The following is a 22,170-nucleotide window of genomic DNA, read 5'->3' on the forward strand; positions in this document are numbered from 1 at the left end:
GTGTTGTCCTCAGGCTACACCGACCAGCAGCCACCGCAGCGCAATAAACAGCGCCAGTGCCAGCATCGATGCCACCCACATCAATCGAATCGTATGGGAAATGTCGTCTACCGAAATGTCGCGTTGTGCATCACCGATCCACGGTTTCTCAACGCGCTCGCCAAAGTAGTCATTAGGACCACCCAGACGAATTCCTAATGCCCCGGCAACGGACGCTTCTGACCACGCGCAGTTGGGGCTGCTGTGGTTGTAGCGATCGCGCCAGCCAATCTGCAAAGCACGCGCGCCGTCCTGGCGACATAAAAATGCCGCTGCGCCCAGCAGCAGCCAACTTAGTCTCGCGGGAATATAATTTGCGACATCGTCCAGACGAGCGCTGACCATACCGATAGCACGGTATTTTTCATGTTTGTAGCCCACCATGGAGTCAAGGGTGTTTACCGCTTTGTAGGCCATCGCCAGAGGCGCACCGCCGAGGAGCAAGAAGAACAGCGGCGCGATGATGCCATCAACGGTGTTCTCAGCCACGGTTTCCACTACGCCGCGGTTGATCTGTTGTGGCTGTAATTGCGAGGTATCGCGTCCCACAATCCATGACAGCTTTTCCCGACTTGCAGCAAGGTTACCGGCACGTAGCGGACGCTCGACATCCTGCGCGGCGTTTGCCAGGCAGCGCCCGGCCAGCACGGTAAAGATCATCCAGACCTCAACCACCCAACCAAGCCAGGGATGAATAGAGTGCGCCAGCGCCAGTACTCCCCAGGACACAGCCCAGGTCAGCCCCACCACCACAATCCACATCACCGCGCCACCGATGCGTAGCGCACGGTCGCTATGGCAGTAACGCCGAACAACTCGCTGCACTGCAGAAATCAGATTGCCAATCCAGCGCACCGGATGCGGCCAGTTCTGCGGATCGCCGATGATAAAATCAAGCAGCCAGGCAACACACCACGCGAGGATGGTCATAGTGCGCTCCTCGCGGCTGCCAGCCAGTGGTTAAGCATCTGCGGACGTTGAGCAAAATGAACGTGTAGATAGCTGGCAAAGGTATTTCCCACCTGCCAGCCGCCGGACCAGGCTTGCAGCGTTTTGCCATCGCGCACTTTGCGACAGTTCATCACCGCGGGGGTTTCAGGGGTAAAATCGGAGTAGTGGAATTCATGTCCGCGCAGCACTTCGCCTTCTGCAGCTAACAACGTCTGCTGCGCGGCCTGCGCTTCGCAGTAGCCAAATCGGGTCAGACGTTTTCCCATTTTGCTGTGACCGGGAATGATATCCGCCATCAGCCAGGTATCACCCTGGCTGTCTTCCAGCGAACTGCCGAGATACATCAGCCCCCCGCACTCGGCATAAATCGCGACACCCTGCTGGTGCGCCGCCCGCAGTTGGTTAAGCATTGCAATATTACGGGCCAACGCCGCAGCATGTAACTCAGGATATCCGCCCCCCAGCCAGATCATCTGACAGTCGGGTAAACAGGTGTCGTGCAACGGGCTAAAACGGACAATCTTAAGCCCCGTGCGCTCCAGTAGCGTAATGTTGTCCGGGTAGTAGAAATTGAACGCTTCGTCATCGGCGATGGCAAGCGTTAGCCCTACCCCGGCGTCTGCGGCGGGCAGCGCTGGCCATTCACCAGCAGGAAGCGTGTCTAACTGGCTTAATCTCAGCAGCGCGTCGATATCAAGGGTTTGCTCCAGCGTCGCGGCAAACGCCTGCCACGGCTGCTGGTTGATAACCGACTCACGCGCGGTAACCAAACCCAGATGACGCTCGGGAAGCGCAACGCCTTCCATACGGGGAACGTAGCCTAAGACGGGTACAGCGCAGTAACGCTCAATTGCAACTTTCAGGAGCTGGTAATGCGTTTCGCTGTTAACCCGGTTAACAATAACGCCGGCAATATTCAGGGTTGGATCAAAATGCTGAAACCCCATTACCGTCGCGGCGATCGAAGTGGAAACGGCTTTGCCATCAACCAGTAGGATAACCGGACAGCCTAACTGTTTGGCCATCGCGGCGGTGCTGCAGTAGTTTGGGTCGGTGCCGTATCCGTCATACAACCCCATAACGCCTTCAATAACGGCGATATCCGCATGTTGCATGTGCTCGCGAAATAAAGCATTCAGGGTGGGGACGGGAAGCATGAAGCTATCAAGATTGCGGGAAGCAGTGCCGCATACCGCGGTATGCCAGCCGGTATCAAGGTAATCGGGGCCTACTTTGCAAGGCTGGACGCGTAAACCGCGTTTTTTCAACAAGCTCAACAGGCCCAGCGTCACCGTGGTTTTACCACAGCCGCTTCCGGTACCTGCAAGAACAAAAGCGTGAAAATTGGCCGCCATACCCTGATCCTGTTCAGGGTGGTAGGGGTGTAAAGATACCCAGTCTCTCGACTGTATGCATCTGAACCACCCACTTCCCACCGAAGTTGTTGGTAGTCACTGACAGGCAGGTCTTCTGGCTTAGCGTCATCCTCACCCGTCCTTCCCAATCTTGCGATCAGTGGTCAATACGGGGTCGTCAGCATCACAGCAGCGGGGGCTGCGGGGGATTCTCACCCCCTTCCCTACCACAAATGTGGCAAACCTGTCAGTTCAAGAGCCTGATTAATTAAGCTCTCTGTTATGAGGTAAATTCACGACCTCATGACAATAATTCAATTTAATATCTTGCCGGGTTCATTCAACCAATTACCTGGCATAAACCCACTTATTCATATGCTCGCATTCTGAATGAAAGTGCCAACAAAGAATAAAGAAAGTCATTCACAGAGACACTGTATCTCATCACAAAAATAAAAACTGGTGCAGTTTATCCCTCTAATACTAATATTTTGTTGCGCTATGACAATTTATTGACTGCTGTCGCTACTTTTCATTTTATAATGACTGGCATAGCGCCCTATATCAAAAATCGGCAATAGCAAAATATTGCCATTTAAGCGGATTCGCCACGTGAAATGACATTTATTTGTTGGCGAAATGCCTGCGGCGTGACCTGATACGTTTGACGAAAAACTTTGCAAAAATAACTGGTTTGCGAAAATCCTAAATTACGCGCAATGCTGGCTATGCTCCAGTCACTGTGGCAAAGCAGCTCTTTTGCACTGGCCATTCGCTGCTGGTTTACCCATGCGTTAAAACCGATACCATGATATTTTTTGAACAATTTGCTGAAATAGTAAGGGCTAAGGTAAACATGAGAGGCGACATCCTCCAGACGCAATTCGTCTGATAAATGCGCATCAATATAACGCAGTGCTTTTTTCATTTTGCTGTCATGAGGATTGGTACTGCGGTTAGCGCGTACCGGCTCTGACTGCTGCGGGTTATCTTTGATAACCACAAAATTAAGTTGTTTCTTAAGGCAATTTTCTACGATGAGCTTCAGCAGATCCGCTGAGGCGATGACTCGCGAATAGTCCATTTCCGGTACATTACGAAACTCGTTGACCAGTTCGGGATCGGCTTGCCAGCGGTCATCTACATTCAGAATATCGACCAAACCAACATCGTTACTTAAGCGTACCTGGCCACAAAGCACAAACCCTACCAGGTGCCCCGCAATGACCAGCGGAATTGAGAAATCGGTAAGTCCGGCGTGACAGCGATAGATGCAGGGTTGATCGGATTTAGAGGCTTCCAGCCCTCCACAGCGATCGCTCATACGACAACGGGTACTGTGCTGAGGATGCTGGCGCATCAACTGGCAAAAAGGGGTGAAATTAAAAAGCTCAGAAATTTCATCACCGTGAATATTGACAACCACAACGGCCAGACTGGTGGCCTGCGCAAAATCCTGTGCGATTTTATTAATGAGTTCTGAGTTCAGGGCACTCGCAGAAATCATGATAAAACCTCTCAGTTAATTTATTGTTATAAATAAAACATATTATTCACATTCGTTTTCACCCTGCCATCCTGAGCATTGATGAAAGTCGTAATTGAACATAACAAAAGTCTCCCATTCTTGGGAGACTTTTTGGGCAGTTCAGGATACCGGATCACGAAAACAGTTTTTACTTTTCAAAAATAAACTTCTTCTGTGAAGCTAGCTCTCATTTTCGTCCAGCTTACACGTATTACACGGTAAATTTTTGCCAATCAAATAACGATAAATTGCTGCACCCGCGCACGCGCCGATGATAGGGGCCACAATCGGTACAATGAAATAAGGGATATCACGCCCACCGGTCATCGCAACATCTCCCCACCCGGCCATCCAGGCAAACAATTTAGGACCAAAATCACGCGCCGGATTCATCGCAAATCCGGTGAGCGGACCGGTGGATGCGCCGATAACAGCAACCAGAATACCAATCAGCAATGGCGCCAACGGACCTTTAGGAACGCCGTTACCGTCGTCAGTCAGCGCCATGATCATCCCCATAAGAATGGAGGTAATCACCACTTCGACCAACGCTGCCTGCCAGACGCTGAGCGCCGCCGCAGGATAAGTACTAAAAATACTGGCAAGGTGCAGGCTTTCCAGACTGCCGCGCACCATCTGGTGGGCCGACTCATACTCGGTAAACAGACTGCCGTAGAGCAAATAAGCCAGCAAAGCGCCACCAAAGGCCCCCGCGACCTGCGCCACAGTGTAAGGTAAAACTTTGCGCCCCGGAAAACAGGCAAACAGCCACAGTGCGATGGTGATAGCAGGGTTGAGATGCGCGCCAGAAATCCCGGCCGTCAGGTAGACTGCAAGCGAGATCCCCAGACCCCAAATGATGCAGATCTCCCACAATCCCAGGCTGGCACCTGCGACTTTCAGAGCGCTCAGGCAGCCAATACCAAAAAACAAAAACAGCCCGGTACCCAAAAACTCAGCAATGCATTGCGCTTTTAGTGAATCGTTCATTGTGACACCTTCTAAGCAGAGTTCGTGTCTTTACCAGCGGACTCCTTACTGGCAAGTAGAATACTTCGAGGCTTACTATAAAAGGCCGTATCAGCAAATTGTTGGCATTCTGCGGATAGCTTGCCCTTTAAAATCGTGGTGCAATAGCAAATTCTTGCTACGCACTTTATTAAAACATTAGAGACAATCGGGATTACGCGTATTACACGGACATTTTCAAAACAATAAAATATTGCTATTAGCAGAAATCCGTTTTCAAACCACCATCACAATTTCATTTTTTTCGCATAGCAAATGATATTTATAATGTCACCAGAAAAAGTGTAAATGTGGAACTGACATAACTAAATAATCACATCAATAAAATTTAATATACTCATTAAAAACAACAAGTTAAAATAATTAATAGCAATTTTATATCACCTTACCTCTATTATTTTTTCACTCTCAATTTCAAGTCAGCCATTCTTTTTCCTCGCTTCTTTTTATAGTCATGAACATCGGGACAACCCAGGCGAGGTCTTTATGCAACAAGAAGCGTTAGGAATGGTAGAAACCAAAGGCTTGACTGCAGCCATAGAGGCCGCAGATGCAATGGTGAAGTCAGCCAATGTAATGCTGGTCGGCTACGAAAAAATTGGTTCGGGGCTGGTAACAGTCATTGTCCGCGGCGATGTTGGCGCAGTCAAAGCAGCAACAGATGCAGGTGCCGCCGCAGCACGTAATGTGGGAGAAGTGAAAGCCGTACACGTCATCCCGCGCCCTCACACCGATGTAGAAAAAATCTTACCGAAGGGAATTAGCTAATGAGCAGCAATGAGCTGGTTGATCAGATCATGGCGCAGGTGATTGCTCGCGTGGCAACGCCGGAACAGCAGGCTATCCCTGAAAATAATCCTCCAACACGAGAAACGGCTATGGCAGAGAAAAGCTGCAGTTTAACGGAGTTTGTCGGTACTGCGATTGGCGACACCGTCGGTCTGGTAATCGCCAACGTGGACAGCGCCCTACTGGACGCAATGAAACTTGAAAAACGGTATCGCTCCATTGGCATCCTTGGCGCGCGTACTGGTGCAGGCCCGCACATCATGGCCGCAGATGAAGCGGTAAAAGCCACCAATACTGAAGTCGTCAGTATTGAGTTGCCACGTGATACCAAAGGCGGCGCGGGTCACGGTTCGCTGATTATTCTCGGCGGCAACGATGTTTCCGACGTGAAACGCGGAATTGAGGTTGCGCTGAAAGAACTGGATCGCACCTTTGGCGATGTGTATGCCAACGAAGCCGGTCACATCGAGATGCAATACACCGCACGCGCCAGCTACGCGCTGGAAAAAGCCTTTGGTGCACCGATTGGCCGTGCCTGTGGCGTGATCGTCGGCGCCCCGGCATCCGTTGGTGTCCTGATGGCTGATACTGCGCTGAAATCCGCCAACGTGGAAGTTGTGGCCTACAGCTCCCCTGCCCATGGCACCAGCTTCAGTAACGAAGCCATTCTGGTCATTTCAGGCGATTCCGGCGCTGTGCGTCAGGCCGTTATCTCCGCCCGCGAAATCGGTAAAACCGTACTCGGGACCCTCGGCTCAGAACCGAAAAACGATCGTCCGTCCTACATCTGATATCAGTGAGGCTGATTCATGAGATCGAAAAGATTTGAAGCACTGGCGAAGCGCCCTGTGAATCAGGATGGCTTCGTTAAGGAGTGGATCGAAGAAGGCTTCATTGCGATGGAAAGCCCGAACGACCCTAAACCGTCGATTAAAATTGTCAACGGTACAGTCACAGAACTGGACGGCAAATCCGCCAGTGAATTTGACTTAATTGACCATTTCATTGCCCGCTATGGCATTAACCTGGCGCGCGCTGAAGAAGTCATGGCGATGGACTCAGTAAAACTTGCCAATATGCTTTGCGACCCTAACGTGAAGCGCAAAGACATTGTGCCGCTGACCACCGCAATGACCCCGGCAAAAATTGTCGAAGTGGTGTCCCATATGAACGTCGTTGAGATGATGATGGCCATGCAGAAAATGCGTGCTCGTCGTACACCGTCTCAGCAGGCGCACGTCACTAACGTTAAAGATAATCCGGTGCAGATTGCCGCTGATGCGGCTGAAGGCGCCTGGCGCGGATTTGACGAACAGGAAACGACGGTTGCCGTTGCGCGTTATGCACCCTTTAACGCCATTGCGCTGTTAGTCGGCTCACAGGTTGGGCGCCCTGGCGTATTAACCCAGTGCTCGCTGGAAGAGGCGACCGAACTTAAACTCGGTATGTTAGGCCACACCTGTTACGCGGAAACCATCTCTGTCTATGGTACTGAACCCGTCTTTACCGACGGCGATGACACGCCATGGTCGAAAGGTTTCCTCGCCTCTTCCTACGCCTCACGCGGTCTGAAAATGCGCTTTACCTCCGGTTCTGGCTCAGAAGTTCAGATGGGTTACGCCGAAGGTAAATCGATGCTTTACCTCGAAGCCCGCTGTATTTACATCACCAAAGCCGCTGGCGTACAGGGTTTACAAAATGGCTCAGTAAGCTGCATCGGCGTGCCTTCCGCTGTGCCGTCAGGCATTCGTGCGGTGTTAGCTGAAAACCTGATCTGTTCCTCCCTGGATCTGGAGTGTGCCTCCAGCAACGACCAAACCTTTACCCACTCGGATATGCGTCGTACTGCCCGCCTGCTGATGCAGTTCCTGCCGGGTACTGACTTCATCTCTTCCGGTTATTCCGCTGTGCCGAACTACGACAACATGTTTGCGGGTTCGAACGAGGATGCCGAAGATTTTGACGACTACAACGTCCTCCAGCGAGACCTCAAGGTAGATGGGGGTCTGCGTCCGGTTCGTGAAGAAGACGTTATCGCCATTCGTAATAAAGCGGCGCGCGCACTGCAGGCCGTCTTTGCCGGGATGGGATTACCGCCAATCACTGATGAAGAAGTGGAAGCGGCGACTTACGCCCACGGTTCGAAAGATATGCCGGAGCGAAACATCGTTGAAGACATTAAGTTTGCGCAAGAGATCATCAATAAAAACCGTAACGGTCTGGAAGTGGTGAAAGCCCTTGCTCAGGGCGGGTTTACCGATGTCGCTCAGGACATGCTCAACATCCAGAAAGCCAAGTTAACCGGGGATTATCTGCATACCTCCGCCATTATCGTTGGCGACGGACAGGTGCTATCCGCAGTAAATGACGTCAATGACTATGCCGGTCCGGCAACAGGTTATCGCCTACAAGGCGAACGCTGGGAAGAGATCAAAAACATCCCTGGCGCACTTGATCCCAACGAACTTGGCTAAGGGGTGAAAAATGGAAATCAATGAAAAGCTGCTGCGCCAGATAATTGAAGACGTACTGTCTGAAATGCAAACCAGCGACAAACCCGTCTCATTCCGCGCATCGACAGCGGCTAGCGCGCCACAGGCTGCAGCGGCGCAGGGCGACAGCTTTCTGACCGAGATTGGCGAAGCCAAACAAGGCCAGCAGCAGGACGAAGTGATTATTGCCGTAGGTCCCGCGTTTGGACTGTCGCAAACCGTCAATATCGTAGGGATCCCGCATAAGAACATCTTGCGCGAAGTGATTGCGGGTATTGAAGAAGAAGGCATTAAAGCGCGCGTTATCCGCTGCTTTAAATCCTCCGATGTGGCATTTGTCGCCGTGGAAGGTAACCGTCTGAGCGGTTCCGGGATCTCTATCGGCATCCAGTCAAAAGGCACCACGGTAATCCACCAGCAGGGGTTACCGCCGCTTTCTAACCTGGAGCTGTTCCCTCAGGCACCACTTCTGACGCTGGAAACCTATCGTCAGATCGGTAAAAACGCCGCGCGTTATGCCAAGCGTGAATCTCCGCAACCGGTCCCTACTCTGAATGACCAGATGGCTCGTCCTAAGTACCAGGCGAAATCGGCCATTCTGCACATTAAAGAGACCAAATACGTCGTGACGGGCAAAAACCCGCAGGAACTGCGCGTGGCGCTTTGATAAAGGATAACTCCATGAATACCGACGCAATTGAATCGATGGTTCGGGATGTGCTAAGCCGGATGAACAGCCTGCAAGGCGAGTCCGCGACGCCGGTCGCGGCGAGTTCATCAGCACATACCGCGAAAGTCACGGATTACCCTCTCGCGAACAAACATCCTGAGTGGGTAAAAACCGCAACCAACAAAACTCTGGATGACTTCACGCTCGAAAATGTTCTGAGCAACAAAGTGACGGCGCAGGACATGCGCATCACCCCTGAAACGCTGCGCCTTCAGGCGGAAATCGCCAAAGATGCCGGACGTGACAGACTGGCGATGAACTTCGAGCGTGCAGCTGAGCTAACCGCTGTACCTGACGATCGCATTCTTGAGATCTACAACGCGCTGCGCCCATACCGCTCAACGAAAGACGAGCTGATGGCCATCGCCGACGATCTCGAAAATCGTTATCAGGCAAAGATCTGTGCAGCTTTCGTTCGTGAAGCGGCAGCGCTGTACGTTGAGCGTAAAAAACTCAAAGGCGACGACTAACTCAGGGACAGGATCATGCGATATATAGCTGGCATTGACATAGGCAACTCATCAACGGAAGTCGCTCTGGCTACCCTCGATGAGTCTGGCGCACTGAGCATCACCGGCAGCGCGCTGGCAGAAACCACCGGAATTAAAGGCACATTACGTAATGTGTTTGGTATTCAGGAGGCACTTTCGCTGGCAGCAAAAAACGCCGGTATCAATGTCAGCGATATTTCGCTCATCCGTATCAATGAAGCCACCCCGGTCATTGGTGACGTCGCGATGGAAACGATAACCGAAACCATCATCACTGAATCCACCATGATCGGCCATAACCCTAAAACGCCGGGCGGCGTCGGATTAGGCGTTGGCGTCACTATTACGCCGGAAGACCTGCTCAGCCGTCCGGCGGATACGCCCTATATTCTGGTGGTGTCATCGGCCTTTGATTTCGCCGATGTCGCCACGATGATTAATGCCTCCGTCCGCGCCGGATACCAGTTAACTGGCGTTATTTTGCAGCAGGACGATGGCGTATTGGTCAGTAATCGTCTGACTCACCCCCTGCCTATCGTCGATGAAGTCCTTCATATCGACCGCATCCCGTTAGGGATGCTGGCTGCCATTGAGGTCGCAATTCCAGGAAAAGTCATTGAAACGCTTTCTAACCCTTACGGGATTGCGACCGTCTTTGGCCTCAACGCCGACGAGACTAAAAACATTGTCCCGATGGCGCGGGCGCTGATCGGCAACCGTTCTGCCGTGGTCGTGAAAACGCCATCAGGTGATGTGAAAGCACGAGCCATTCCTGCCGGAAATCTGGAGCTACAGTCGCAGGGTCGTACCGTACGGGTCGACGTTGCAGCTGGCGCTGAAGCGATTATGAAAGCGGTTGGTGAATGCCCGAAACTGGATAACGTCACCGGAGAGGCTGGCACCAATATTGGCGGCATGCTGGAGCATGTGCGCCAGACAATGGCTGAATTAACCAACAAACCCAGCCACGAAATTTTTATTCAGGACCTGCTGGCAGTCGATACCTCGGTTCCCGTCAGCGTGACCGGCGGACTAGCCGGTGAGTTCTCGCTGGAACAAGCTGTCGGCATTGCTTCCATGGTGAAATCAGACCGCCTGCAAATGGCGATGATTGCTCAGGAAATCACGCAAAAGCTCAACATTGACGTCCAGGTTGGCGGCGCCGAAGCCGAAGCTGCCATTCTGGGGGCCTTAACCACCCCCGGCACGACGCGGCCACTGGCTATTCTGGACCTCGGTGCAGGATCGACCGATGCCTCCATCATCAACCCGAAAGGCGAAATTATTGCCACGCACCTGGCGGGTGCGGGCGATATGGTCACGATGATTATTGCCCGTGAACTGGGGCTGGAAGACCGTTATCTCGCTGAAGAGATCAAAAAGTACCCGCTGGCTAAAGTCGAGAGCTTATTCCATCTTCGCCACGAAGATGGCAGCGTCCAGTTCTTCCCTACACCTCTCCCGCCAACGGTTTTTGCCCGCGTATGCGTAGTAAAACCCGATGAACTGGTGCCACTGCCAGGCGAACTGGCGCTGGAGAAAGTCCGGGCCATTCGCCGCAGCGCTAAGGAACGCGTTTTCGTCACCAACGCACTCAGAGCGCTACGTCAGGTGAGTCCGACCGGGAACATTCGGGATATTCCCTTTGTGGTGCTGGTTGGCGGCTCATCCCTGGACTTTGAAGTTCCGCAACTGGTCACCGATGCGCTGGCACACTATCGCCTGGTTGCCGGGCGCGGCAACATTCGTGGCACCGAAGGTCCGCGCAACGCGGTCGCGACAGGGCTGATTCTCTCCTGGTACAAGGCATTCGCTCATGGAAAGTAATCTCACCACGCCAGCCATCGTTATCTTCGCCACTGCTGGATGCACTGACGTCTGGAGTGATGTGCTGCTGGGTATTGAAGAAGAAGGGATCCCCTTTGTGATTCAGGAGAGCTCGTCAACTGACGTTATCCACAACGCATGGCTGGCGGCTTGCCACTCGCCGCTGCTGGTTGGCATTGGCTGTAGTCGCGAAAAACTGGTCGTGCACTATAAAAACTTACCCACATCAGCGCCACTATTTACGCTGACGTATCAACAAGATAACCATGCCCGACGCAGCATTGGTAATAACGCTGCGCGGCTGGTTAAAGGCATTCCATTTCGGGAATGCCACTCATAACCCACAGGAGAAAAGCAGTATGAATAACGCACTGGGACTGGTTGAAACAAAAGGGCTCGTCGGCGCTATTGAAGCCGCTGATGCCATGGTGAAATCCGCAAACGTGCAGTTGGTTGGTTACGAAAAAATCGGCTCAGGCCTTATCACCGTTATGGTTCGCGGCGATGTCGGCGCAGTGAAAGCTGCCGTAGATGCAGGAAGCGCTGCAGCAAGCGCCGTTGGCGAGGTGAAATCCTGCCACGTTATCCCACGTCCGCACAGCGACGTTGAAGCCATTTTACCTAAATCCGCATAAGTCGTTGCAACCAAGGAGCACAGCGTGAAGCAATCACTGGGATTACTTGAAGTTAGTGGTCTGGCATTAGCCATCAGTTGCGCGGACGTCATGGCGAAAGCCGCCTCCATCACGCTGGTGGGCCTCGAAAAAACCAACGGTTCAGGCTGGATGGTGATCAAAATAATCGGGGATGTGGCCTCCGTCCAGGCGGCCATTTCCACCGGTGTCAGTTTCGCTGACCAGCGAGATGGACTGGTGGCTCACAAAGTCATATCCAGACCAGGGGATGGCATTCTGTCACATAGCGTCACCCCGGAGTCTGAGTCTGAGCCAGCGCCCGCCCCGACACCGGTCGTACCACATGAAGAGATGACTGAGGACCATGCAGCGCCCGAAGCGCCGCAAGATGCAGAGTTGATTAGCTGCAATCTGTGTCTTGACCCTGCCTGCCCCCGTCAAAAAGGCGAGCCGCGCTCTCTTTGTCTGCACTCAGGCAAACGAGGTGAAGCGTGATGGATAAACAGCAACTGGAGACAACGGTCACCAAAGTTCTGGATGAAATGCGTGAGCGCCCTATTCCGCTAGGGATCTCTAATCGTCATATTCATCTATGCGCTGAAGATTACGACCGCTTGTTTCCCAATCACCCTATTAGTGAGAAAAAAGAGCTGCTGCAGCCCGGACAATATGCAGCAGACCAGACCGTCACGCTGGTGGGACCAAAAGGTCAGTTAAAAAATGTGCGCTTACTCGGCCCACTGCGTAGCACCAGTCAGGTCGAAATTTCTCGTACCGACGCTCGTACGTTGGGAATTGCTGCTCCACTACGGATGTCAGGCAGTATCGAGGGCACGCCAGGCGTTCGCCTTATCAGTCCATTTGCTGAACTGGACTTAGCATCCGGGGTAATCGTCGCCCAACGCCATATCCATATGTCGCCGCTCGATGCCCTAATCCTGCGCGTTTCCCATGGCGATAAAGTCTCTGTTGCCATTAATGGCGATGAACGTCGACTGATTTTCGATAACGTCGCCGTACGCGTTTCGCCGGATATGCGCCTTGAGATGCATATCGATACCGACGAAGCCAATGCTGCGGGCGCAGATAATCCGCAGGCATTTGCCACACTGGTGAGCCCACGATGAAAAACGAACTGCTGCAACGCATTATCGAGGAGGTTGTTTCCCGATTAAAAAAACGCGCGGAAAGCACGCTCTCGCTTAGCGTCGCGCAGTTACGGGAAATCGAACCACGGACATTATGCTGCCAGTACTCGTCGCTCCACCTCCTGCAGGCGGACCTGCCATTGCTGGAGCAAATTGCCGAGGGCTGCGCGGACAACATATCGGTGGTAACGATCCACGAAGCGCTGGCATGCGGAGTCCGCGTGAAAATTTCACTACAACACCGATTGTTACCCGCTATCCCCGTTAGAAAACTTGCACGTCTGCCTCTGGAGTTCAGTGACGAGCTGGGGCGAATCATCGTTTTGCATCCTGACAAACTTCTCAGCTATGCCGACGTCGCCCAACTGAAGGGGGGCGTTCTGGTGCTACGTCGTCGATGTGTCGTGACGGCTCTGGCTCAGGACGCAGTCGGTACGCGAAATGTCCAATTGATTAAGCAGGAGTGAGCTATGCATCTGGCACGGGTTACAGGCGTTGTGGTTTCCACGCAAAAATCCCCATCACTGGTGGGGAAGAAACTGTTGCTGGTACGTCGGGTGAGTGCGGACGGAGAGCTTCCCGCGTCCCCTGTGAGTGGAGATGAAGTCGCGGTTGATTCTGTCGGCGCTGGAACTGGAGAACTGGTATTACTCAGCAGTGGCTCCAGCGCCAGACACGTTTTTTCCGGCCCTAATGAGGCCATCGATCTGGCTATCGTCGGCATTGTCGACACGCTTTCTCGTTAGGAGGAACTATGGCGATTTATACCCGCACTGGCGATGCCGGCACAACGGCCCTCTTTACCGGGCAACGCGTGAGCAAAACGCACCCGCGCGTCGAGGCTTACGGTACGCTGGACGAACTTAATGCGGCGCTTAGCCTGTGTGTTTGCGCAGCGAAAAACCCGCAGCACCGCCAGTTACTCGAAAACATTCAACTGCAGCTTTTTTGGTTCAGCGCCGAGCTGGCAAGCGAAAGCGAACAGCCAGCGCCAGAGCAGCGCTACATCAGCTCAGAAGAAATTGCCGCGCTGGAAGCCGCCATTGATACCGCGATGGGGAGAGTGCCCCCCCTACGCAGCTTTATTTTACCTGGCCGCAGCGAAGCCGCCAGCCGTCTGCACTTTGCCCGCACGCTGGCCCGCCGCGCAGAGAGGCGACTGGTCGAACTCTCCACCGAGATTTCCGTCAGACACGTGCTGATGCGTTATATCAATCGCCTCTCCGACTGCTTATATGCGCTTGCACGAGCAGAAGATCATGACGCCCATCAAAACAACATTATTCAGAAAGTGGCGGAGCGTTATCTCGCAGCCATCCGTACATCAGCCACCAGGGAGCCGGCTATGTCTCTGTCTTTTCAGGAACTCCACCAACTCACTCGCGTTGCGGTAACGAGAGCAGAAGAACTTCAGGTTCCGGTCGTCATCAGCATTGTTGATGCGAATGGGACCCAAACGGTGACCTGGCGCATGCCTGACGCATTACTCGTCAGTAGCGAACTGGCACCGAAAAAAGCCTGGACCGCCGTGGCAATGAAAACCGCCACGCACGAGCTGACATCGGAAGTGCAGCCAGGCGCCGCGCTTTACGGTCTGGAAAGCCATATGCAGGGAAAAGTCGTCACCTTCGGTGGCGGGTACGCATTATGGCGTGAGGGGTTACTCCTTGGGGGTCTTGGCATCAGCGGGGGAAGCGTTGAGCAGGATATGGACATTGCAGAAACGGCCATTGCGGCAATTAACGTGAGAACACACCAATGAACACTTCAGAACTTGAAACCCTTATTCGTAACATTTTGAGTGAGCAACTTGCCCCGGCAAAAGCAGAAGTTAAGGGTAATGGAATTTTTCCGTCCGTTAGCGAAGCGATCGATGCCGCTCATCAGGCTTTTCTGCGTTATCAGCAATGTCCATTGAAAACCCGCAGCGCCATCATTAACGCCCTGCGAGAAGAGCTGACGCCTCACCTTGCTTCATTGGCTGCTGAAAGCGCTGCCGAAACGGGAATGGGCAACAAAGAGGATAAGTTCCTTAAAAATAAAGCTGCGTTGGACAATACCCCGGGCATCGAAGATCTCACCACCACGGCGCTTACCGGCGACGGCGGCATGGTGTTATTCGAGTATTCACCCTTTGGCGTGATTGGTTCCGTCGCCCCCAGCACCAACCCGACGGAAACTATTATTAACAACAGCATCAGTATGCTGGCTGCGGGAAATAGCGTTTATTTTAGCCCACATCCAGGTGCAAAAGCGGTCTCACTGAAGCTGATTACCATGATTGAAGATATTGCTTTTCGCTGCTGCGGGATTCGGAATCTTGTCGTCACGGTCACAGAACCCACTTTTGAGGCTACCCAGCAGATGATGGCGCACCCTAAAATCGCAGTTCTGGCGATTACCGGTGGTCCAGGCATTGTTGCTATGGGCATGAAAAGCGGGAAAAAAGTCATTGGCGCAGGCGCAGGCAATCCTCCCTGCATTGTTGATGAAACAGCCGACCTGGTTAAGGCGGCAGAAGATATCATCAATGGCGCATCCTTTGATTACAACCTCCCCTGCATTGCTGAGAAGAGCCTGATTGTTGTTGATGCCGTTGCCGAACGACTGGTTCAACAAATGCAGTCTTTTGGCGCAATGCGACTCAATAGCGAAGAGACAGACAAACTGCGCGCAGTTTGTCTGCCAGAAGGAATAGCCAATAAACAACTGGTAGGGAAAAGCCCGGCAACCTTACTGGAAGCCGCGGGAATACCGGTTCCGGCAAAAGCACCTCGATTACTGATAGGTATCGTCAAGGCTGACGACCCATGGGTTACCAGCGAGCAACTGATGCCAATGCTCCCCATCGTAACGGTGAGCGATTTTGACAGCGCGTTAACGTTGGCCCTGAAGGTTGAAGAGGGATTGCATCACACCGCCATTATGCATTCGCAAAATGTGTCACGTCTGAACCTTGCCGCGCGCACGCTTCAGACCTCCATTTTTGTGAAAAATGGCCCCTCTTATGCTGGGATTGGCGTTGGTGGTGAAGGCTTTACCACCTTCACCATCGCAACGCCGACCGGTGAAGGAACGACATCTGCGCGCACTTTCGCACGCTCTCGTCGTTGCGTGCTGACAAACGGTTTTTCTATTCGCTAATGGGGCCGTTATGAAAAGCTTTTCACTGCAAACTCGATTGTACAGCGGCCAGGGAAGCCTGGATGTGCTTAAGCGCTTCACGAATAAGCATATCTGGATTATCTGCGATGGTTTTCTCGCGCGTTCTCCCCTGATTGAAAAGCTGCGCGACGCGCTGCCAGCGGATAACCGCATCAGCATTTTCAGCGATATCACCCCCGATCCCACCATTAGCACGGTAGTACAAGGGATTGCGCAAATGCAGTCCCTACAACCGGACGTCGTAATTGGTTTTGGCGGTGGCTCTGCACTGGACGCCGCAAAAGCCATCGTCTGGTTCAGCCGACAGTTCGGTATTGAGATTGAAACCTGCGTTGCAATTCCCACCACCAGCGGCACGGGATCGGAGGTGACCAGCGCCTGCGTGATTAGCGATCCGGATAAAGGCATTAAGTATCCATTATTTAATAATGCGCTTTATCCGGACATGGCCATCCTTGATCCGACGCTGGTCGTCAGCGTTCCACCAGCCATAACCGCGAATACCGGCATGGACGTATTAACGCATGCGCTGGAGGCTTACGTGTCCACGAAAGCCAGCGACTTCACCGATGCGCTGGCTGAAAAAGCGGCACAAATTGTCTTCCAGTACCTGCCTGTCGCCGTCAGCAAAGGCGACTGCCTGGCAACCAGAGGAAAAATGCACAACGCGTCAACGCTCGCGGGAATGGCATTCAGTCAGGCTGGTCTGGGTATCAATCATGCGATTGCCCATCAGTTAGGCGGCCAGTTTCATCTGCCCCACGGACTTGCCAATGCGCTGCTGCTGACCCATGTCATTCATTTTAATGCCCATGATCCGCGGGCCGCGAAGCGCTACGCCCGTTTCGCTAAAGCCTGCCACCTATGCCCGGATAACGCGAACGATACGGCGGCACTGAATGCGCTAATTCGTCATATAGAGCTACTCAAAAAACAGTGTGCGTTACCTTCTTTTGCTGACGCGCTTAAAGACGGAAAGCAAGCCTGGTCACAACGTATACCGTCGATGGTTCAGGCCGCGCTGGCTGATGTCACGCTGCAAACCAATCCTCGTGTTGCCGACGCCAGCGCCATGCAGGAACTGCTTGAGGAATTATTATGAAGACAGCCATGACGGCAGAGTCCACGCTTTATGATGCGCAGACAATTCGCGAACGCGTTCGCGCAGCGGGTGTTGTCGGGGCCGGAGGCGCAGGCTTTCCTGCTCACGTAAAATTACAGGCGCAGGTCGATACGTTTCTGGTCAATGCGGCAGAATGTGAGCCGATGCTGAAAGTTGACCAGCAATTGATGGCCGTTCAGGCTGAGCGACTTATCCGCGGCGTTCAATATGCCATGACGGCTACCGGGGCCAGGGCCGGTATTATTGCGCTGAAAGAGAAATATCAAAGGGCTATCAATGCGTTAACGCCCCTTTTGCCTGCCGGGATCCGCTTACATATTTTGCCTGATGTCTACCCGGCTGGTGACGAAGTTTTGACCATCTGGATGGCAACGGGCCGGAGAGTTCCGCCTGCCGCGCTGCCGGTCAGCGTCGGCGTGGTGGTCAATAACGTCCAGACTGTACTCAACATCGCCAGAGCCGTTGAGCAGCAGTATCCGGTTACGCGCCGTACCCTGACCGTTAATGGCGCGGTCGCCAGACCAATCACTCTTACCGTCCCTATCGGAATGTCTTTACGTGAGGTTCTGGCGCTGGCCGGTGGTGCTACCGTTGACGATCCCGGTTTTATTAACGGTGGTCCGATGATGGGCGGCCTGATTACCTCACTGGATACCCCAGTCAGCAAGACCACCGGGGGACTGCTGGTTTTACCAAAGTCTCATGCGTTGATTCAGCGGCGGATGCAGGATGAACGCACCGTGCTTTCCGTCGCAAAAACCGTTTGCGAACAGTGTCGTTTGTGTACGGATTTGTGCCCAAGACATTTGATCGGCCATGAATTATCGCCGCACCTGCTGGTTCGCGCGGTTAATTATCAGCAGGCGGCCACACCGCAGTTACTGCTCACAGCCCTGACCTGTTCAGAATGCAATGTATGTGAAAGCGTAGCCTGTCCGGTTGGGATTTCACCGATGCGAATTAACCGCATGCTTAAACGCGAGCTACGGGCGCTCAACCATCGTTATGAAGGGCCGTTAAATCCTGAGGATGAAATGGCGAAGTATCGGCTTATTCCGGTGAAGCGCCTTATTACCAAACTGGGCCTTAGCGACTGGTATCACGATGCGCCACTGACTGAGACTGATTATCCCACGGATAAAACGACGCTGTTGCTACGCCAGCATATTGGTGCCAGCGCCATCCCATGTGTACTGCAGGGCGAACACGTTGTTCGCGGTCAATGCGTTGCCGATGTGCCGTCCGGCGCATTAGGCGCACCTGTCCACGCCAGTATTGACGGTATTGTCAGCGAAATTACTGAGCAATCCATCACGGTAATAAGAGGTTAATCATGTCTCAGGCTATAGGGATTTTAGAACTCACCAGCATTGCCAAAGGAATGGAAGCTGGCGATGCCATGTTAAAAAGCGCGAATGTGAATTTACTGGTCAGCAAGACCATCTGCCCGGGTAAATTTCTGCTCATGCTCGGTGGTGACGTAGGCGCAATACAACAGGCGATCGCCACCGGAACTTCTCTTGCTGGCGATATGCTCGTTGATAGTCTGGTACTACCCAACATTCACGCCAGCGTACTTCCTGCGATCAGTGGACTTAACAGCGTGGATAAGCGTCAGGCCGTGGGCATTGTTGAAACATGGAGCGTTGCGGCCTGCATCTGTGCCGCCGACCGTGCGGTTAAAGCCTCCAATGTCACGCTGGTACGCGTCCATATGGCATTTGGTATTGGCGGCAAGTGCTACATGGTTGTCGCTGGCGATGTGTCTGATGTGAATAACGCAGTGACAGTTGCCAGTGAAAGTGCAGGTGAAAAAGGTCTGTTGGTTTACCGTTCGGTCATCCCTCGTCCGCATGAAAGCATGTGGCGACAGATGGTGGAGGGATAATGGAAAGACAACCCACCACGGATCGTATGATTCAGGAATATGTTCCTGGCAAGCAGGTTACGCTGGCGCATCTTATCGCTAATCCGGGTAAAGATATGTTCAAGAAACTGGGATTACCAGAGTCGGTTTCCGCAATCGGTATTCTGACGATTACCCCCAGCGAAGCCTCAATCATCGCCTGTGATATCGCCACGAAATCCGGGGCGGTAGAGATTGGTTTTCTCGACCGTTTTACCGGCGCTGTGGTACTGACGGGCGATGTTTCCGCCGTTGAGTACGCGCTGAAACAGGTAACCCGGACGCTGGGCGAAATGATGCGTTTTACCGCCTGTCCTATCACCCGGACATAATCTCATGAAACGCATAATGCTAATTGGCCCCAGCCAGTGCGGTAAAACGTCACTCACGCAGTGCATGCGGGGAGAGGCGCTTCATTATCAGAAGACCCAGGCCATTGTCTGGTCTCCCACAACGATAGACACTCCGGGTGAATATCTCGAAAACCGCTGCCTGTACAGCGCGCTGCTGGCCAGCGCCTGTGAAGCAGACATCATCGCGCTGGTTCTCAATGCTGACGCGCCGTGGTCACCTTTTTCTCCAGGTTTTACTGGCCCGATGAACCGACCCGTTATCGGCCTCGTCACCAAAGCCGATTTAGCCAGCCCGCAGCGTATTTCTCTCGTGGAGAGTTGGTTAGTTCAGGCTGGCGCGCAACAAGTATTTGTCACCAGCGCGCTGGAGAATACCGGGGTCGATGAGATGTTCATTTTTCTGAATGCAAAGGAACCTTCATGTCTCACAAAATAATGGCCATTAATGCAGGCAGTTCCTCGCTTAAGTTTCAGCTCCTGGCGATGCCGCAGGGTGAAATGATTTGCCAGGGACTGATCGAGCGTATCGGTATGTCTGATGCGCAGGTCACCCTAAAAGCACCAGCGCAAAAATGGCAGGAGACTTTGCCCGTAGCCAATCACCGTGAAGCAGTAACGCTGCTACTGGAAAAACTGCTCAGCCACAATATTATCAGCAGTCTGGAAGAGATCGACGGCGTAGGCCATCGCGTCGCACACGGTGGAGAATCCTTCAAAGATTCCGCACGGGTAACCGATGATACACTGGCGGAAATCGAACGCCTTGCGGAACTGGCACCGCTTCATAACCCGGTTAATGCGTTGGGGATTGCGATATTTCGCCAGCTACTGCCGAAAACGCCAGCCGTTGCGGTTTTTGACACGGCTTTTCATCAGACCCTTGATGAGCCTTCTTTCATTTATCCCCTGCCCTGGCGCTACTACTCAGAGCTGGGTATTCGTCGTTATGGTTTTCATGGTACCAGCCACAAGTATGTCAGCGCTCAGCTTGCTGAAAAGCTGGGGGTACCGCTCAGCGCCCTGCGGGTTGTTTGTTGTCATCTGGGCAACGGCAGCAGCATCTGCGCTATCAAAGGCGGACACTCGGTGAATACCTCCATGGGATTTACGCCGCAGTCTGGCGTAATGATGGGCACGCGAAGTGGCGATATTGATCCATCCATTCTGCCGTGGATTGCCCTGCGTGAAGGCAAAACCCCGCAGCAGCTCAACCAATTGCTCAACAATGAGTCCGGATTACTCGGAGTTTCTGGTGTTTCACCCGACTACCGGGACGTTGAACATGCCGCAGATACGGGCAATCACCAGGCAGCACTGGCGTTGACGCTTTTTGCCGAGCGGATTCGCGCCACTATTGGCAGCTATATTATGCAGATGGGCGGTCTGGATGCGCTGGTGTTTACCGGGGGAATTGGTGAAAATTCAGCGCGTGCTCGCGCCGCGATTTGCCACAACCTGAATTTCTTAGGTCTGGCCGTTGATGAAGAAAAAAATCAGCGTAACGCCACCTTTATTCAGACGGAAAATGCGGTAGTTAAAGTGGCGGTGATTAATACCAATGAAGAGCTGATGATAGCCCAGGACGTTATGCGTTTAGCGATATCAGAAACTGTGACATTGGGCATTCCCGCCTGATATTGCCGAACCGCAAATTGCGGCAAATCATGGTAATAGCGCGATCGCCATGACACTATGCGCCGAGGATTGCTGAACACAAAGGTGAAGACGTGGCTGTTGCGCAATGTCCCGCATCGTGCGGAGAACTTATCCAGGGCTGGATTCTGGGGAGTGAGAAACTGGTCTCCTGCCCGGTCGAATGGTATAGCACCGTTGAGGTCACTTCAGGCTCACCGCTGACAGATGAACGTCCACTTTCTCGGGCAATGGTTAACAGGTTATTACAGCACTGGCAGTACCCGGCGCATCTCAGTCAGGATATCCGGATAGATGTTCAGTCAACCATTCCCATCGCGAAAGGAATGGCCAGCAGCACTGCGGATATTGCCGCCACGGCCATCGCCGCAGCGCATTATCTGGGCCATCAACTGGACGAGCCAACACTGGCACAGCTTTGCGTTTCTCTGGAGCCAACCGACAGCACCGTTTTTCGTAAGCTAACCCTTTTCGATCATAACAACGCTTCCACGCAAATTGGTTGTGAAGCTCAGCCTCAACTCGATCTGCTGGTTCTCGAAAGCCCTGAAACATTGCGTACCGCGGATTATCACCGTATTCCACGTCATTCCGGCTTGCAGGCGGGAGCTGCGGCCCTCCAACGGGCATGGGAAAAAGTACAGGAAGCCTGTATTAGCCAAAATCCTTACCGGTTAGGAGAAGCGGCTACGCTTAGCGCAATCGCCAGCCAACTGCTGTTACCAAAGCCGGATTTTGATTCACTATTAGCACTGGTGGAAGAATGTGATTTATACGGCGTCAACGTCGCGCACAGCGGCAGCGTAGTCGGACTGATGCTGGACAGAAATCGTCATGATGTGGATTACATTAAATGGATGCTGACGCAGAAAAAACTTACTATTCACTGGCCAGAACAGCATTTGTTACGCATGGTAACGGGCGGGGTCGAACTGCAATAAGGGTCGCCGCACGGC

At 53.0% G+C, this 22,170-nt stretch carries 25 protein-coding genes and 1 riboswitch; of the genes, 21 read left to right on the forward strand and 4 right to left on the reverse strand.

Annotation, left to right across the window (positions count from 1 at the left end; translation table 11 throughout):
• Positions 1 to 9: 9 nt before the first annotated feature.
• The 4 genes from cbiB to pduF form a co-directional block, all read right to left on the reverse strand.
• Positions 10 to 969, reverse strand: coding sequence for an adenosylcobinamide-phosphate synthase CbiB (gene cbiB / locus OGW44_RS20740; protein ID WP_047357938.1), 960 nt, complete (start codon positions 967 to 969; stop codon positions 10 to 12).
• Positions 966 to 2,345: a cobyrinic acid a,c-diamide synthase CobB gene (locus OGW44_RS20745; protein WP_185654818.1), complete on the reverse strand. Its 1,380-nt coding sequence runs from the start codon at positions 2,343 to 2,345 to the stop codon at positions 966 to 968. Before OGW44_RS20745 ends, cbiB begins: the two co-directional genes overlap by 4 nt.
• 88 nt (positions 2,346 to 2,433) lie before the next feature.
• A riboswitch (cobalamin riboswitch) is annotated at positions 2,434 to 2,608 on the reverse strand.
• Positions 2,609 to 2,940: 332 nt separating this feature from the next.
• On the reverse strand, positions 2,941 to 3,852 hold the full coding sequence (gene pocR, locus OGW44_RS20750; protein ID WP_016153526.1) for a transcriptional regulator PocR: 912 nt from the start codon (positions 3,850 to 3,852) through the stop codon (positions 2,941 to 2,943).
• Positions 3,853 to 4,053: 201 nt separating this feature from the next.
• Entirely contained in the window at positions 4,054 to 4,863 is an 810-nt protein-coding gene (gene pduF, locus OGW44_RS20755; RefSeq protein ID WP_016153527.1) for a propanediol diffusion facilitator PduF, read from the reverse strand.
• A gap of 525 nt (positions 4,864 to 5,388) precedes the next feature.
• On the opposite strand from pduF, the gene pduA reads away from it, so the two are divergent.
• The 21 genes from pduA to OGW44_RS20860 all read left to right on the forward strand — a co-directional run bounded on the left by pduA (position 5,389) and on the right by OGW44_RS20860 (position 22,155).
• Entirely contained in the window at positions 5,389 to 5,670 is a 282-nt protein-coding gene (gene pduA, locus OGW44_RS20760) for a propanediol utilization microcompartment protein PduA (protein ID WP_003030255.1), read from the forward strand.
• Positions 5,670 to 6,482 carry a propanediol utilization microcompartment protein PduB gene (pduB, locus tag OGW44_RS20765; protein ID WP_016153528.1) on the forward strand — a complete coding sequence of 271 codons (813 nt, stop codon included), beginning with the start codon at positions 5,670 to 5,672 and terminating at the stop codon, positions 6,480 to 6,482. The genes pduA and pduB overlap by 1 nt, the downstream gene beginning before the upstream one ends.
• 18 nt (positions 6,483 to 6,500) lie before the next feature.
• Positions 6,501 to 8,165: a propanediol dehydratase large subunit PduC gene (pduC, locus tag OGW44_RS20770; RefSeq protein ID WP_003030249.1), complete on the forward strand. Its 1,665-nt coding sequence runs from the start codon at positions 6,501 to 6,503 to the stop codon at positions 8,163 to 8,165.
• A 10-nt stretch (positions 8,166 to 8,175) separates the two neighbouring features.
• Positions 8,176 to 8,850 carry a propanediol dehydratase medium subunit PduD gene (gene pduD / locus OGW44_RS20775; RefSeq protein ID WP_003844241.1) on the forward strand — a complete coding sequence of 225 codons (675 nt, stop codon included), beginning with the start codon at positions 8,176 to 8,178 and terminating at the stop codon, positions 8,848 to 8,850.
• Positions 8,851 to 8,864: 14 nt separating this feature from the next.
• The gene (pduE, locus tag OGW44_RS20780; RefSeq protein WP_016153529.1) at positions 8,865 to 9,383 is read left to right on the forward strand and encodes a propanediol dehydratase small subunit PduE; all 519 of its coding nucleotides are present in this window, start codon (positions 8,865 to 8,867) and stop codon (positions 9,381 to 9,383) included.
• Positions 9,384 to 9,398: 15 nt separating this feature from the next.
• Complete coding sequence (locus OGW44_RS20785; protein WP_019077098.1) at positions 9,399 to 11,231, forward strand: diol dehydratase reactivase subunit alpha; 1,833 nt, start codon at positions 9,399 to 9,401, stop codon at positions 11,229 to 11,231.
• A complete protein-coding gene (locus tag OGW44_RS20790) occupies positions 11,221 to 11,571 on the forward strand; it encodes a glycerol dehydratase reactivase beta/small subunit family protein (protein ID WP_181630390.1) in 351 nt (116 codons plus the stop codon). The genes OGW44_RS20785 and OGW44_RS20790 overlap by 11 nt, the downstream gene beginning before the upstream one ends.
• A 19-nt stretch (positions 11,572 to 11,590) precedes the next feature.
• Positions 11,591 to 11,866 carry a propanediol utilization microcompartment protein PduJ gene (pduJ, locus tag OGW44_RS20795; RefSeq protein ID WP_001057752.1) on the forward strand — a complete coding sequence of 92 codons (276 nt, stop codon included), beginning with the start codon at positions 11,591 to 11,593 and terminating at the stop codon, positions 11,864 to 11,866.
• Between the two features lie 24 nt (positions 11,867 to 11,890).
• The gene (locus tag OGW44_RS20800; protein WP_131379551.1) at positions 11,891 to 12,361 is read left to right on the forward strand and encodes a BMC domain-containing protein; all 471 of its coding nucleotides are present in this window, start codon (positions 11,891 to 11,893) and stop codon (positions 12,359 to 12,361) included.
• On the forward strand, positions 12,361 to 12,993 hold the full coding sequence (locus tag OGW44_RS20805; protein ID WP_016153533.1) for a phosphate propanoyltransferase: 633 nt from the start codon (positions 12,361 to 12,363) through the stop codon (positions 12,991 to 12,993). The genes OGW44_RS20800 and OGW44_RS20805 overlap by 1 nt, the downstream gene beginning before the upstream one ends.
• A complete protein-coding gene (pduM, locus tag OGW44_RS20810; protein WP_137352156.1) occupies positions 12,990 to 13,481 on the forward strand; it encodes a microcompartment protein PduM in 492 nt (163 codons plus the stop codon). Before OGW44_RS20805 ends, pduM begins: the two co-directional genes overlap by 4 nt.
• A 3-nt stretch (positions 13,482 to 13,484) precedes the next feature.
• On the forward strand, positions 13,485 to 13,760 hold the full coding sequence (locus tag OGW44_RS20815; RefSeq protein WP_003030211.1) for a EutN/CcmL family microcompartment protein: 276 nt from the start codon (positions 13,485 to 13,487) through the stop codon (positions 13,758 to 13,760).
• A gap of 8 nt (positions 13,761 to 13,768) precedes the next feature.
• A complete protein-coding gene (gene pduO / locus OGW44_RS20820; RefSeq protein ID WP_103928342.1) occupies positions 13,769 to 14,776 on the forward strand; it encodes a two-domain cob(I)yrinic acid a,c-diamide adenosyltransferase PduO in 1,008 nt (335 codons plus the stop codon).
• Positions 14,773 to 16,158 carry a CoA-acylating propionaldehyde dehydrogenase PduP gene (gene pduP / locus OGW44_RS20825; RefSeq protein WP_046275686.1) on the forward strand — a complete coding sequence of 462 codons (1,386 nt, stop codon included), beginning with the start codon at positions 14,773 to 14,775 and terminating at the stop codon, positions 16,156 to 16,158. The genes pduO and pduP overlap by 4 nt, the downstream gene beginning before the upstream one ends.
• Positions 16,159 to 16,168: 10 nt before the next feature.
• Positions 16,169 to 17,281 (forward strand): 1-propanol dehydrogenase PduQ, encoded by a 1,113-nt coding sequence (locus OGW44_RS20830; RefSeq protein ID WP_065554159.1) that lies wholly within the window; start codon positions 16,169 to 16,171, stop codon positions 17,279 to 17,281.
• Entirely contained in the window at positions 17,278 to 18,633 is a 1,356-nt protein-coding gene (gene pduS / locus OGW44_RS20835) for a cobalamin reductase PduS (protein ID WP_016156880.1), read from the forward strand. The genes OGW44_RS20830 and pduS overlap by 4 nt, the downstream gene beginning before the upstream one ends.
• Positions 18,634 to 18,635: 2 nt before the next feature.
• Complete coding sequence (gene pduT / locus OGW44_RS20840; protein ID WP_046275683.1) at positions 18,636 to 19,190, forward strand: propanediol utilization microcompartment protein PduT; 555 nt, start codon at positions 18,636 to 18,638, stop codon at positions 19,188 to 19,190.
• Positions 19,190 to 19,540: a propanediol utilization microcompartment protein PduU gene (gene pduU, locus OGW44_RS20845; protein WP_185654819.1), complete on the forward strand. Its 351-nt coding sequence runs from the start codon at positions 19,190 to 19,192 to the stop codon at positions 19,538 to 19,540. The genes pduT and pduU overlap by 1 nt, the downstream gene beginning before the upstream one ends.
• A gap of 4 nt (positions 19,541 to 19,544) precedes the next feature.
• Positions 19,545 to 19,997 (forward strand): propanediol utilization protein PduV, encoded by a 453-nt coding sequence (pduV, locus tag OGW44_RS20850; RefSeq protein WP_046275682.1) that lies wholly within the window; start codon positions 19,545 to 19,547, stop codon positions 19,995 to 19,997.
• The gene (locus OGW44_RS20855) at positions 19,982 to 21,196 is read left to right on the forward strand and encodes an acetate/propionate family kinase (protein WP_185654820.1); all 1,215 of its coding nucleotides are present in this window, start codon (positions 19,982 to 19,984) and stop codon (positions 21,194 to 21,196) included. The genes pduV and OGW44_RS20855 overlap by 16 nt, the downstream gene beginning before the upstream one ends.
• A 92-nt stretch (positions 21,197 to 21,288) precedes the next feature.
• Positions 21,289 to 22,155, forward strand: a complete 867-nt coding sequence (locus OGW44_RS20860; protein ID WP_104651488.1) for a GHMP family kinase ATP-binding protein — start codon at positions 21,289 to 21,291, stop codon at positions 22,153 to 22,155.
• The last annotated feature ends 15 nt before the right edge of the window (positions 22,156 to 22,170 follow it).

Source organism: Citrobacter sp. Cb023 (genome assembly GCF_030336805.1).
Lineage (GTDB): Bacteria > Pseudomonadota > Gammaproteobacteria > Enterobacterales > Enterobacteriaceae > Citrobacter > Citrobacter braakii.